Annotated in this window: 13 protein-coding genes and 2 tRNA genes; 14 read left to right on the plus strand and 1 reads right to left on the minus strand. The window is 37.0% G+C overall.

Annotated features, from left to right (window positions below):
- Positions 1-9 precede the first annotated feature (9 nt).
- From dapB to EIY84_RS02005, 14 genes are all read left to right on the plus strand, one after another.
- Positions 10-711: a 4-hydroxy-tetrahydrodipicolinate reductase gene (gene dapB / locus EIY84_RS01940; RefSeq protein WP_124639954.1), complete on the plus strand. Its 702-nt coding sequence runs from the start codon at positions 10-12 to the stop codon at positions 709-711.
- Between the two features lie 56 nt (positions 712-767).
- Positions 768-2,405 carry a signal peptidase I gene (gene lepB, locus EIY84_RS01945; RefSeq protein WP_124639956.1) on the plus strand — a complete coding sequence of 546 codons (1,638 nt, stop codon included), beginning with the start codon at positions 768-770 and terminating at the stop codon, positions 2,403-2,405.
- Between the two features lie 90 nt (positions 2,406-2,495).
- On the plus strand, positions 2,496-3,107 hold the full coding sequence (locus tag EIY84_RS01950) for a WbqC family protein (protein ID WP_124639989.1): 612 nt from the start codon (positions 2,496-2,498) through the stop codon (positions 3,105-3,107).
- Positions 3,104-4,807 carry a S8 family serine peptidase gene (locus EIY84_RS01955; RefSeq protein ID WP_124639958.1) on the plus strand — a complete coding sequence of 568 codons (1,704 nt, stop codon included), beginning with the start codon at positions 3,104-3,106 and terminating at the stop codon, positions 4,805-4,807. Before EIY84_RS01950 ends, EIY84_RS01955 begins: the two co-directional genes overlap by 4 nt.
- 173 nt (positions 4,808-4,980) lie before the next feature.
- The gene (locus EIY84_RS01960; protein ID WP_124639960.1) at positions 4,981-5,466 is read left to right on the plus strand and encodes a lipocalin family protein; all 486 of its coding nucleotides are present in this window, start codon (positions 4,981-4,983) and stop codon (positions 5,464-5,466) included.
- Between the two features lie 25 nt (positions 5,467-5,491).
- Positions 5,492-6,184 carry an OmpA family protein gene (locus EIY84_RS01965; RefSeq protein WP_124639962.1) on the plus strand — a complete coding sequence of 231 codons (693 nt, stop codon included), beginning with the start codon at positions 5,492-5,494 and terminating at the stop codon, positions 6,182-6,184.
- Between the two features lie 101 nt (positions 6,185-6,285).
- Entirely contained in the window at positions 6,286-7,170 is an 885-nt protein-coding gene (locus EIY84_RS01970; protein WP_124639964.1) for a decaprenyl-phosphate phosphoribosyltransferase, read from the plus strand.
- Positions 7,171-7,176: 6 nt separating this feature from the next.
- On the plus strand, positions 7,177-8,490 hold the full coding sequence (locus EIY84_RS01975) for an FAD-binding oxidoreductase (protein WP_124639966.1): 1,314 nt from the start codon (positions 7,177-7,179) through the stop codon (positions 8,488-8,490).
- Positions 8,491-8,516: 26 nt separating this feature from the next.
- The gene (locus EIY84_RS01980) at positions 8,517-9,242 is read left to right on the plus strand and encodes an SDR family NAD(P)-dependent oxidoreductase (protein ID WP_124639968.1); all 726 of its coding nucleotides are present in this window, start codon (positions 8,517-8,519) and stop codon (positions 9,240-9,242) included.
- 36 nt (positions 9,243-9,278) lie between these two features.
- Positions 9,279-9,866 (plus strand): HAD family hydrolase, encoded by a 588-nt coding sequence (locus EIY84_RS01985; RefSeq protein ID WP_124639970.1) that lies wholly within the window; start codon positions 9,279-9,281, stop codon positions 9,864-9,866.
- A gap of 63 nt (positions 9,867-9,929) precedes the next feature.
- Positions 9,930-11,075 carry a cysteine desulfurase family protein gene (locus tag EIY84_RS01990; RefSeq protein ID WP_124639972.1) on the plus strand — a complete coding sequence of 382 codons (1,146 nt, stop codon included), beginning with the start codon at positions 9,930-9,932 and terminating at the stop codon, positions 11,073-11,075.
- Between the two features lie 108 nt (positions 11,076-11,183).
- Positions 11,184-11,501: a thioredoxin gene (gene trxA, locus EIY84_RS01995; protein ID WP_124639974.1), complete on the plus strand. Its 318-nt coding sequence runs from the start codon at positions 11,184-11,186 to the stop codon at positions 11,499-11,501.
- Between the two features lie 161 nt (positions 11,502-11,662).
- Positions 11,663-11,736 (plus strand) — tRNA-Asp (locus EIY84_RS02000).
- A 34-nt stretch (positions 11,737-11,770) separates the two neighbouring features.
- Positions 11,771-11,844, plus strand: a tRNA-Asp gene (locus tag EIY84_RS02005).
- A 132-nt stretch (positions 11,845-11,976) separates the two neighbouring features.
- Here the strand turns inward: EIY84_RS02005 and EIY84_RS02010 are convergent.
- Positions 11,977-12,183 carry a hypothetical protein gene (locus tag EIY84_RS02010; RefSeq protein ID WP_124639976.1) on the minus strand — a complete coding sequence of 69 codons (207 nt, stop codon included), beginning with the start codon at positions 12,181-12,183 and terminating at the stop codon, positions 11,977-11,979.
- Between the last annotated feature and the right edge of the window lie 127 nt (positions 12,184-12,310).

Below are 12,310 nucleotides of genomic sequence, written 5' to 3' on the forward strand. Positions count from 1 at the left end.
CAATAAAATATGAAAATAGCACTTGTAGGATACGGAAAAATGGGTAAAATCATCGATGGAATTGCCACCAAAAGAGGACACGAAATCGTAGCTCGACTAAACGAGGCTCCCACTGTGGATAATCTGAATTCCCCAGATGTTGTGATTGAATTTTCCCAACCCGAAGTCGCTTTTGACAATATAAAATTTTGCTTAGAAAATAAAATCCCTGTCGTTTGTGGTACTACCGGTTGGTTGGCACAAAAACCAATGATCGAGGCCATAGCAAAAGAAAGCAATACCGCATTTTTATACGGATCCAATTTTAGCCTTGGGGTAAATTTGTTTTTTGCTCTAAACGAGAAGTTGGCCGCACTTATGAAAGGTTTTGACGAGTACCAAGTTCAGTTAGAAGAAATTCATCACATTCATAAAAAAGATGCTCCTAGCGGAACAGCAATTTCTGTAGCTGAAGGGATCATCAAAGAAAATCCTAAATTTACTTCTTGGAAATTGGACGAAACCAACGGCGCCGAATTGGGAATTTTTGCCGTTAGAGAAGACGAGGTTCCAGGTACACACACCGTAACTTACCATTCTGAGGTAGATGAAATCAACATCAACCATATTGCTTACAACAGAAATGGCTTTGCACTAGGAGCGGTTATCGCTGCTGAATGGATCTTTGGTAAACAAGGTGTTTTCGGAATGAACGATGTCTTGGGTCTATAATTTTGTAACAAAACAATCCGTTTGCTAACTAATTAGTATAATCACAACACTACAATATGAATTATTTTGTCCTTTATACCGTTTATGTTCTAGTACTTTCTGTACTGATGGGACTTACGACTTGGAAATTTTTCAAAAAAATGGGATACAATCCAATTTTGGCCTTTGTACCTTTTTACAATTATTTCATCATTCAAAAAGAAACCAATCATCCCAAATGGTGGGTGATTATGGCGTATCTACCCATCGTTGGCCCCATTATGATGTCGGTTTTCCATTTGTATTTGATGGATAAGTTTGGGAAAAATTCTTTGGTGGACAAGTTGTTGACGGTTCTACTTCCTTTTTTCTACATGGGATACATTCAATATACCAAAGAAATTGATGTGAAAAAAGAAGAAGAGGAGTTTCTGTTGCCGGGTGAAGAAAAAGAAAAGAAAAAAGAATCGTTCTTGGGTTCGGTTACTTTTGCCGTAGTTTTTGCAACCATCATCCATACCTTTGTTACACAGCCTTTTGGTATCCCAACAGGATCCATGGAAAGAACACTTTTGGTAGGAGATTTCTTGTTTGTAAATAAATGGAGCTACGGATATCGTTTGCCAATGAGACCAGTAGCAATTCCTTTTTTACAAGGAACCATCATGGATAAAGGTCAGGTAGGAAATCCTAAAGACGATCCAAAATCGTATTCTGAGGCCATCAAATTGCCGTACTCCAGAATTGCACAATTCGGTTTGCCAGAAAGAAACGATATAGTGGTGTTCAATTATCCACAAGACTCTGTACACACGGCTATAGACAGAAAAGATCCTTATGTAAAACGATGTGTGGCCATTGCCGGTGACGAAATTCAAATTAAAAATGGAAGATTATTTGTCAACGGTAAACCAGAGCAACGATTGGGCGACCAAGAAGTTCAACACGCCTATTATGTTGAGGCTTCGGAACAACTAGATGTTGCCGGTCTGTACAACAAATACGGTTTCCTTCCTTTGGTAGAAAACCAAACCGACAAAGGGTTCTTGTACCGTTTTCAAGGTTTGACGGATAATATCGCCAAAGACATAAAGGTTTTACCAGGTGTTGTTGGGATGAAGGAGGAAATTATGCCAGTAGATTCGGCAGCCATTTCGTATAAAATAAATGCGGAAAGATCGGCTTACACCAAAAATATCGATACAACTCAGTCCATTTTCCCGATCAATAAAAAATGGAACCAAGACCAATACGGCCCGTTAAAAATTCCTAAGAAAGGAGATGTGGTACAGATCAATAACGAAACTTTACCGGAATATCGTTGGATCATTTCCGAATACGAACACAATAAGTTGGAAACCAAAAACGGAAAAATATTCATCAACGGAAAAGAAGCTTCAACCTACACCATCAAACAGAATTATTACATGATGATTGGGGACAACAGAGACGCTTCCCTGGATGCTAGGTTTTTTGGATTTGTACCGGAAGAAAACATTATCGGGAAACCCATGTTTACATGGATGAGCCTTCAAGGAGCTTTCAAAGATCCCAATTCTACCTACCAAGCGCCGTTCAAAATTCGTTGGGATAGAATGTTCAAAGCAACCAATACCGGAGAAACCAATAAAACTTCCTACTGGTGGATCGCTGCCATTATTTTAATTGTTTTCTTTGGATGGGATTTCTTCATGAAACTTTTAAAGAAAAAATAATACAAAACACAGGACTCGGCTCCTGTGTTTTTATTTTATATTTGTAGCAATTTTACAAAAATCATCATGCAAGATTCTTCAGTATCAAATATTTCGTTACTTCCCATTTTTTATCTTCCTCCCATTTCTTGGTTTTCAGTTTTTTTGAAAAAGGAAACAGAAATTATGTTGGAAAAGAAGGAAAATTTCCCCAAACAAACTTATAGAAATCGTGCGGAAATCTACGGAGCCAACGGAAAATTAACCCTGAGTATTCCCATAAAAAATCAAGGCAAAACCCCAATGGAAAAAGTAGAAATGTCTTTTGCTGAAGATTGGAAATCCCAACATTGGAAGTCCATACAATCGGCCTATCAAAATTCTCCCTACTTTGAATATTATCAAAATGATTTGAAGAAAATTTATGAAAATGAAATTTCTAATTTGGTCGAATTTAATATTCACGCACTCAAAATTGTTTTAAAATTGTTGAAGAAAAATCAATCTTTTACATTAAATTCAGAATATCAACACGAGTTTGATGGACAAGATTTCCGTACCCTTTTTTCATCCAAAAAAGAAAGTCCATGGGAGATGGATTCATATTATCAAGTCTTTTCGGACAAAGGTGGTTTTGTAAAAGATTTGTCAATTTTAGACTTACTCTGTAACAAAGGACCAGAAACGACTACTTATTTATTAGAATTATCAAAATTATTATGAAACAAATATTCATCGCCGCAGCGTTTTTCACTTTTGCGTTTTCATTTGCACAAACAGAAGGTACAGACACCAAAGTTGATAAAGATTTAATGACTTGGTACCACAAAGATTTAGCGGCATCCAAAGTATTCGGAATCAATACTCAAAATGCGTATAAATTTTTAGAATCCAAAGGGTTGAAACCCAAAACGGTTGTTGTCGCAGTTTTGGACAGTGGAGTAGAGGTGGATCACCCTGGCTTGAAAAAGAACATCTGGACAAACCCGAACGAAGTACCAAATAACGGAAAAGACGATGATAACAACGGTTATATCGACGATGTACACGGTTGGAATTTTATCGGTGGTAAAAACGGCGATGTCGATGTGGACAATATTGAAGTAACCAGAATCGTAAGAAAATACAAGCCACTTTTCGAAGGTGAAGATTCGGTGAGCAATAAGTCCAATCAAGGGAAACTTCCTAAAGAATTCGAAATGTACATGAAGGCCAAGGAAGAGTTTACCAAAAAAAGTATGGAAGCGCGTCAGAATTACGAAATTTATAAAAGAATAAAAGACGGTATTCCTGAGATCATCAAATTGTTAGACGGTAAAAATCTTACTGCTGAGGCGGTAGCATCCATCAAGCCAACCACCCAAGAACAAGCCATTGGCCAGCAATTGTTGTTGCAAATTTCAGGTGATGAAAATGTAAAAGGCAAGTCGCCAAAAGAAGTTCAAGAATATTTGACGGCTCAAATGAAGGAAGCTTTAGATTATTTTGAACCTCAAGCGACCAAGCAATACAATTTGGATTACGACTCCAGATCCATAGTTGGGGACAAGGAAAATGATTTGGGCGAAACCAAATACGGAAATAACCACTACGAAGGTCCTGATGCTTTGCACGGAACGCATGTGGCAGGTATTATTGCAGGGTATCCGCAAGGAAATGAAATTCAATACGGAGTAGCTTCTAAAGTTGCAAAAATTATGACGGTTAGGACAGTTCCTAACGGAGACGAAAGAGATAAAGATGTTGCAAACGCTATTCGATATGCTGTGGATAACGGTGCTAGAGTGATCAATATGAGCTTCGGAAAAGCGTTCTCTCCTGACAAAGAAAGGGTGTGGTCTGCATTGCAATATGCTGAAGATAAAGGCGTTTTGTTGGTTCATGCTGCAGGAAATGACAATGAAGATATTGAGGTAAATGAAAATTATCCAACCAATTTCTACAAAACTTCAGATGAAAAACCATTTGTTAACAACATGATTACCGTAGGTGCAAGTACCAACGATCCTGAAATGCTGAGAGCCGGTTTTTCTAACTACAACAAAAAAATGGTCGATGTATTTGCCCCTGGAGACAAAATTTATTCTACGGTTGTTGATGGTAAATACAAATACGAACAAGGAACATCAATGGCGTCGCCTGTTGTCGCAGGTGCTGCAGCAGTTTTGTTGGCATATATGCCGAACCTAACTCCTGAAGAAATTATTGATAGCTTGGTGAAAACCTCCAATAAATCTACGGTGAATGCGATGCTTCCTACCAATGAGAGTAATAAATTTGATATGATTTCTCGTGCGGGTGGTGTGATCGATTTGAAAAAAGCTGCTGAATATGCGTATGCCAATTATTTCAATAAAAACAATACACATACATTGTCGCCTAAGCCAATCAAGAAAGAATTGAAAAGAAAGGCTGAAAAGTAAAATTGTAATTGTCAGTATTTTATAAGAAATCCGAAATATTTTTTCGGATTTTTTTTATGTTAAATGGATTTTGGCATAATTTTAACTAACTTTGGTTTGAAGAAAAAAAACATTTCGCTCTCAAGATCTCAAAAGAGAATTTCAGAATTAAAAATATTATAAAAAACCAACATATGAAAAAGCTATTTTTTTTAGGATTGATGGGTGTAGCTTTGGTGACTACCTCTTGTGAAGCAACCAAAAAAGCAGAAAATGCACAAAATCAGAGAAAAGAATTTTTACAAATGAAAGGCAATTGGGTAATTACAAGTGTTGATCATTCCAAAAAATTTAAAATTCAACCTTTTGACGAAAACGCCGATGCACAATGCTGGGTGGGCAGTCAATGGAAATTTATCCCCAATAATTATTCGGGAAGTTATACCCTAAACGGCGGTGGCGATTGCCCTTCTGTAAGCCAAAATATCAAATTTGAAGTGGTTGGTGGCAACGAGTTTAAGTTTAAAAAACTAATTGCCGGTAGCAAAGCAAAAGCAGTGACTCAAGGGTATTCAACAGCAATATTGAACCAAACCGACAGTCAGTTCGACCTTCAACAGAACATCTCTTTTGACGGTGAAGTGGTAACGGTGGTTTATCATTTTCAAAAACAAAATTAAAAGAAAATATTAAAAATTATAAAAGATGAAATTAGTAAAGAATACAAAAATAGCAGCCATTTTCCTAACCGGATCTTTGTTGTTGACAAGTTGCGAAGCTGTACAAAATTCGAATAAAGAACAAAGAGGAACAGCAATTGGTGCAGCTGCAGGAGCTGTACTGGGTGGTGTACTTGGAAACAACATCGGTAAAGGAGGAAATGGTGCATTGGGTGCCGTATTGGGAGGTATTGTTGGTGGTGTAGCGGGCAATCGTATCGGTCATAAAATGGACAAACAAGCCAAAGAAATCAAAGAAACTTTGCCGGGTGCTAAAGTGGAGAGGGTGAACGAAGGAATTAAAGTAACTTTACCGGAAAACATGGTAAACTTCGATTTCGACTCTTCCAATTTAACAGCAACAGCAAAAGGAAATTTGGACAAATTGGCTCAGATACTTGAGAACAACCCGGATACCAACATCAACATCTATGGACATACGGATAATGTCGGAAAAGACGATTACAACCAAAAATTATCCGAAAGAAGAGCGAATTCTGTTAAAGCGTATTTGACATCTAAAGGCATTGGAGCTTCTCGTTTGAACGCCATGGGTATGGGTGAGGCCAGTCCTGTAGCAACCAACGATACGGCAGCCGGAAGAGCTCAAAACAGAAGAGTAGAATTTGCCATTACGGCTAATGAGAAAATGATTAATGAAGCCAACCAAGGGAATTAATCAAAATTCTTAATAAATTGAATTTTAAAACCGCTTTTGCGGTTTTTTTCTTTTTATTATGGGTTCTAATTGCTATTTTTGTGAACAGAAAACAAACATAAATGACAAAATATCTGAAACTACTCCGAGTAGAACAATGGGTGAAAAATCTATTTGTTTTTACCCCTTTGTTTTTTTCCGGCAACATCCTTCATTCAGATCTATTATTAGGAAGTGCATTCGCATTCATCATTTTTTCAATTACGGCCAGTTCCATCTATATTCTCAACGATTATATGGACATCGAAGCCGATAGCAAACATCCTGAAAAATGTAAAAGACCTTTAGCAAGCGGTGCCATTTCCAAAAATTCAGCAAAAATTTTATTTTTAACTTTAATAGCGATTGCATCAGCTTTATTGGTGTACGGGCAACCGCTGTTGGGGTATCATCCACTGAAGTTTCCGGCAATTATTGCTTTTTATTTTTTAATGAATATTGCCTATACCTTCAAGTTGAAACATGTCGCCATTGTCGATGTTTGCATCATTGCTATTGGTTTTGTACTTAGAGTTTTGGCAGGTGGTTATGCTACGGGAATTCCAATTTCGCAATGGGCGGTATTGCTCACTTTTGTATTGGCATTGGTTTTGGCCATCGGAAAGCGAAGAGGAGAACTGGTAAATGCACAGGTTTCTGGTAGAACAAGAAAGGCATTGGATGGATACAATGTTTTGTTTGCAGACATTACCCTATCCATTTCGGCAACATTGGCCATCATTTCCTATCTTATGTTTACAGTAACCCCAGAAATTCAGGAGAAATTTGGACAAAAAGTTTTTTATACCGTAATATTTGTTGTTTTTGCGTTTTTAAGATATTTGCAACAAACCTTGGTGTACAACAGAACCGAATCGCCAACAAAAATTGTCTATAAAGACCGATACATACAAGCAACCATCGTTATTTGGGTGTTTTCGTTTTTGTTTTTAATATATTACAAATAAATGAGTATGAAGACAAATGTTACTCAGAAAGTAAGCAATTGGGGGAATTTCCCGGTGGTTGATAAAGTGATAAAATCAGAAGATTCACTTTCAAATATTAAAGAATTTGTAAAGAATAACAACGATATCATTGCCAGAGGAAACGGTCGTTGCTATGGAGACGCTTCTTTGGCTGAAAATATTTTTTCTACCAAAAGACTCAATAAATTCATCGGTTTCAATAGAATTGATGGCATTATTGAGTGCGAATCCGGTGTGCTCTTGTCCGATATTTTAGAAGTTTCTGTACCGCAAGGTTTTTTTCTGACCGTAACGCCGGGAACAAAGTTTGTGTCTGTTGGAGGCGCCATCGCTTCGGATGTTCACGGTAAAAATCATCATGCCGAAGGTTGTTTTTCCGAGTCGGTTTTGGCATTTAAAATTCTGAATGAAAATTCCGAAGTACTGCACTGTTCCAGATCCGAAAATACAGATCTGTTTTGGGCAACCATCGGTGGAATGGGGCTTACAGGAATTATTTTGTCGGCAACCGTTCAGCTAAAGAAAATAGAAACGGCGTACATCCGCCAAGAAAGCATAAAAGCAGAAAACCTCGATGAAATTTTTCAACTTTTTGATGAAAGTGAAAGCTGGACTTATACCGTAGCTTGGATCGATTGTTTGCAAAAAGGGAAAAACATAGGTCGCAGTATTTTGATGCGTGGCGAACATGCTCTTCTCAATGAGTTGCCGCAAAATTTAGCAAAAACTCCTTTGAAATTAAAAAAGAAATTCATGCCCACCGTTCCTTTTTATTTTCCGGGTTTTGTACTGAATGCGTTTACGGTTAAGGCTTTTAATTTTCTGTATTTCAATAAACAAAGAAATAAAGAAGTTAAGAATTTTATCGATTACGAAACCTTTTTCTACCCATTGGATGTCGTGCATAATTGGAACAAAATCTATGGAAAACAAGGCTTTATACAATACCAAATGGTGATTCCGAAATCGCAAGGAAAGGCTGGGATGAAAGCCATTTTGGAAGCCATAGCCAACAGTGGAAATGGATCTTTTTTGGCCGTACTGAAACTGTTTGGAAAAGACAATCCACACGCCTATAATTCGTTTCCTATGGAGGGTTATACCTTGGCATTGGATTTTAAAGTGAATAAAAAATTACCGGAATTGGTTGGCAAATTGGACGCCATTGTAGAACAATTTGGTGGGAGAATCTATCTAACCAAAGACTCGATGAGCAAACCGACATTGACCAATTATCTAAAAAATATTCACAATCCAAAATTTGCATCCATGCAATACAAAAGAATTAAAAACGGCTAAAATTAAACATAAACAGAGAAAATATAATGATTGTATTAGGAAGTAATTCTGAAATAGCTCAGGCTTTTGTTGAAAGGGTTTTGGAGGGTGGCGAACGATTTAAGACCTTGTATTTGTTTACTTCCACACCAGAAGTTACTGAAAAATTTGCCAAACACCTTGAGGTGAGATTTATGCAACACAGCGAGGTGGTTTTCATGGATCTAACCCAAAATATTGATTTTTCCAAATGGGACTATATCCAGTCGTCGTTGTTGTTTTGTGCTACAGGATATTTGGGAGTAGGGACAGATGAAGGGCTGTACAACCGTAAAAATACCGAGAAAATTGTCGATGTCAATTATGCTAAATTAATACCGGTGCTCAACTATTTTGCCGAAAAAATGGAGAGAACCCGTCAAGGAAATATGATCGTTTTGTCGTCTGTTGCTGGCGAAAGAGGCCGACAAAGTAATTTTATTTATGGCAGTGCAAAAGCAGGACTTACGGCCTATCTTAGTGGACTTAGAAATTATTTGCACTCCAAAAAAGTTCATGTTATGACTGTGAAGCCGGGTTTTATGGATACCAAAATGACCGAAGGTTTGCCACTGAATCCAGCACTTACGGCCAGTCCAAAACAAGCTGCAGATGGCATATTTAGAGCCTATAAACTGAAGAAAAATACGGTCTATGTTTTGCCAATTTGGCGATTGATCATGTGTGTGATCAGAAATATTCCGGAATTTATTTTCAAAAAAATGAAGCTTTAGGTTGATATTTTATTTGTATCTTGGTAAAAACTAAACATGAAAAAACTCTATCTTTTTGATTTTGATGGGACATTGACCTACAAAGACACCATGTTTTTGTATCTGAAATATTACAACCCGTTTCTCTACAGAATTGCCTTTTTAAAGCACATTCCGTTGTTTATTTTGTTAAAACTAAAACTTGCCGATGCCGAAAAAGTGAAAAAAAGTTTTGTGGCTTCCATCTTAAAAGGTCAAGAAAAATCCAAGATTGATGAAAAAGCTAAACGATTTTTTGAAAAGAATTTCCCTGAAATTTTCAGAGAAAATGCTTTGGATTTTATAAACAATATCGATCGTCGTCATGTAGATTCGTATATCGTTTCGGCATCTTTAGATATTTGGGTTAGGCCTTTTGCCGAACAGCTTAATTTGCAACTTATTGCCACTGAAGCCGAGTTTGTTGATGGCTTTTTTACAGGAAATTTCATCACTCCAAATTGTAACGGTATCGAAAAAGTGAACCGCGTAAAGCATGCTATTTTGGATAAAAAATACGATAAAATAATTGCATTCGGAGACACCTCGGGAGATCGTGAAATGCTAAATTTTGCCAAAGAGTCATATTTTAAGTTTTTTCATTAAATTTGCAACGCTTTTTACGAAGCGTTTTTTTATTAATATTAGTTTAATTGTTTTCTTTTTTATATGAATAAAATTTATTTGGACAATGCCGCAACAACGCCATTAGATCCAGCTGTGATTGATGAAATGGTCAATGTGTTGCAGTTTAATTTTGGTAATCCTTCTTCCACACACAGTTTTGGTCAAGATGCAAAAGTAATTTTGGAAAAAGTGCGAAGAGAAATAGCCGATTATTTGCGCGTAACCCCTGCGGAAATTATATTCACCTCTTGCGGTACAGAGTCCAATAACATGATCCTAAAATCCAGTGTTGAACATTTAGGAGTAGAGAGGATCATCACTTCGCCTTTGGAACACAAATGTGTTGCCGAATCGGTGTTGGATCTTAAAAAAAGAAAAGGGATAGAAGTGGTGTATCTAAGACCAAATAACCACGGAGACTTGTCCCTTGAAGATCTTGAAAAACATTTGAAAAATTCTGAAAAGAAAACTTTGGTAAGCCTAATGCATTCCAATAACGAAATTGGAAACCTTTTGGATATTGAAAAAGTGGCTCAATTGTGTAAAGAGAACAATGCATTGTTCCACTCCGATACGGTACAAACCATTGCACATTACGATTTGGATTTTTCGAAAATCCCGGTAGATTTCGCTTCGTGCAGCGCTCATAAATTCCACGGACCCAAAGGTGTTGGTTTTGCATTTGTCAGAAAATCTTCAGGTCTGAAGGGGATTATTACAGGTGGACCGCAAGAAAGAAGCCTAAGAGCCGGAACCGAGAATGTTTGCGGTATCGCCGGAATGGGTAAAGCTTTGGAAATTTGCATGAGCAATTTGACCGAGTTCTCACAGAAAATCAAAGACTTGAAAGCGTACACCATCGAGCAATTCAAAAAAGAATTTCCAGGTGTTAAATTCAACGGAAGAAGCGAAGAAGAAAGCAGCCTTTATACCGTACTTAGCGTGTTGTTGCCTTATCACAATCCACTGATTGGTTTGCAATTGGATATGAAAGGGATTGCGTTGTCTCAAGGAAGTGCTTGTTCTTCAGGAGCTGCAAAACCATCCATGGTCATGATGACTGTATTAAATGAAGATGAAATGGAAAATTGTACACCATTGAGGGTTTCGTTCAGTCATTTCACAGAGAAAAATGAAATTGATGCATTGATTACAGCTCTGAAAGAGATACAAAATGCAGTGAATTAAGACTATAGAAATTAAGAATAGTCCAAATAGATAAACGGTGTAACAAGTGATGAGGTTTTTCATTACATTTGTTCTCATTTTAAAATAAATTAATTAAAAAATATAAAAATGGCATTAGAAATTACAGACGCTACTTTTCAAGAAGTCGTATTGAATTCGGATAAACCAGTATTGGTAGATTTTTGGGCAGTATGGTGTGGACCATGCAGAATGTTGGGGCCTATTGTTGAGGAAATAGCTACCGATTTTGATGGTAAAGCTGTTGTTGGAAAGTTAGATGTAGACAACAACCAACAAGTTTCTATTGACTACGGAATCCGTAACATCCCAACGATTTTGATCTTTAAAAATGGGGAAGTAGTTGATAAAATTGTAGGTGTATCTCCAAAAGAAGTGATTGCAGAAAAATTATCTGCACATTTGTAGAAAATAATTGCTTTGAAAATGAGTGCTTTCCTATTTGGGAAGCATTTTTTTTTGAAAAACATTTGTAGGTAACGAAATTTAATGTATTTTTGCACCACTAAAAGAAAAGGAGTTCACATAAAGCGATTGGCCTGTAAGCCTAAAGGTTTTATAAAAATATTGATCCGGTAGTTCAGTTGGTTAGAATGCCGCCCTGTCACGGCGGAGGTCGCGGGTTCGAGTCCCGTCCGGATCGCAAAAAGTTTATCAGTTACTTTTCAAAAAAAACTGATCCGGTAGTTCAGTTGGTTAGAATGCCGCCCTGTCACGGCGGAGGTCGCGGGTTCGAGTCCCGTCCGGATCGCAAGCAGAAATGCACATTATTAAAAAGCCCTTCAAATCCAGTAATTTGAAGGGTTTTTCTTTGTGCTCTGATTATAGATTCTGGCGAGTATAAGGGATCTTGAGAGGCTGTTTCGCCAAAATTGTGCTTATTTCAAAATTTATATTTAATAGTTAACTTTCCTTTTTTTGCTTTGTAGCTGTCATATTTTAGTCCACTTTCCTTTGAATAAGTATCAATAAAAATATCTTTATTCAAATTGTTCCCATATATAGGAACTCCTGAAATTTTGCAAGTATCATCAATATATCCTTGCACATTAAATATTAAAACACTTGGATGCTCCTCTTTACTTTTCAATGAACTTGTTTAATGTTTCCTAATCAAAATACAACAGAATGCGAGCAGATGAAAATCCCTCCAATGTTTTTCTTTAGTTTCATATCGTATTAATAGCGCTTTAAAGCTATCTATCCAAGCGTTCATT

The sequence above is a fragment of the Amniculibacterium aquaticum genome (assembly GCF_003852705.1).
GTDB classification, from domain to species: domain Bacteria; phylum Bacteroidota; class Bacteroidia; order Flavobacteriales; family Weeksellaceae; genus Amniculibacterium; species Amniculibacterium aquaticum.

Coding starts and splice junctions, on each gene's coding strand:
- dapB (WP_124639954.1), top strand. CDS start 10: ATGAAAATAGCACTTGTAGGATACGGAAAAATGGGTAAAATCATCGAT.
- lepB (WP_124639956.1), top strand. CDS start 768: ATGAATTATTTTGTCCTTTATACCGTTTATGTTCTAGTACTTTCTGTA.
- EIY84_RS01955 (WP_124639958.1), top strand. CDS start 3,104: ATGAAACAAATATTCATCGCCGCAGCGTTTTTCACTTTTGCGTTTTCA.
- EIY84_RS01960 (WP_124639960.1), top strand. CDS start 4,981: ATGAAAAAGCTATTTTTTTTAGGATTGATGGGTGTAGCTTTGGTGACT.
- EIY84_RS01965 (WP_124639962.1), top strand. CDS start 5,492: ATGAAATTAGTAAAGAATACAAAAATAGCAGCCATTTTCCTAACCGGA.
- EIY84_RS01970 (WP_124639964.1), top strand. CDS start 6,286: ATGACAAAATATCTGAAACTACTCCGAGTAGAACAATGGGTGAAAAAT.
- EIY84_RS01975 (WP_124639966.1), top strand. CDS start 7,177: ATGAAGACAAATGTTACTCAGAAAGTAAGCAATTGGGGGAATTTCCCG.
- EIY84_RS01980 (WP_124639968.1), top strand. CDS start 8,517: ATGATTGTATTAGGAAGTAATTCTGAAATAGCTCAGGCTTTTGTTGAA.
- EIY84_RS01985 (WP_124639970.1), top strand. CDS start 9,279: ATGAAAAAACTCTATCTTTTTGATTTTGATGGGACATTGACCTACAAA.
- EIY84_RS01990 (WP_124639972.1), top strand. CDS start 9,930: ATGAATAAAATTTATTTGGACAATGCCGCAACAACGCCATTAGATCCA.
- trxA (WP_124639974.1), top strand. CDS start 11,184: ATGGCATTAGAAATTACAGACGCTACTTTTCAAGAAGTCGTATTGAAT.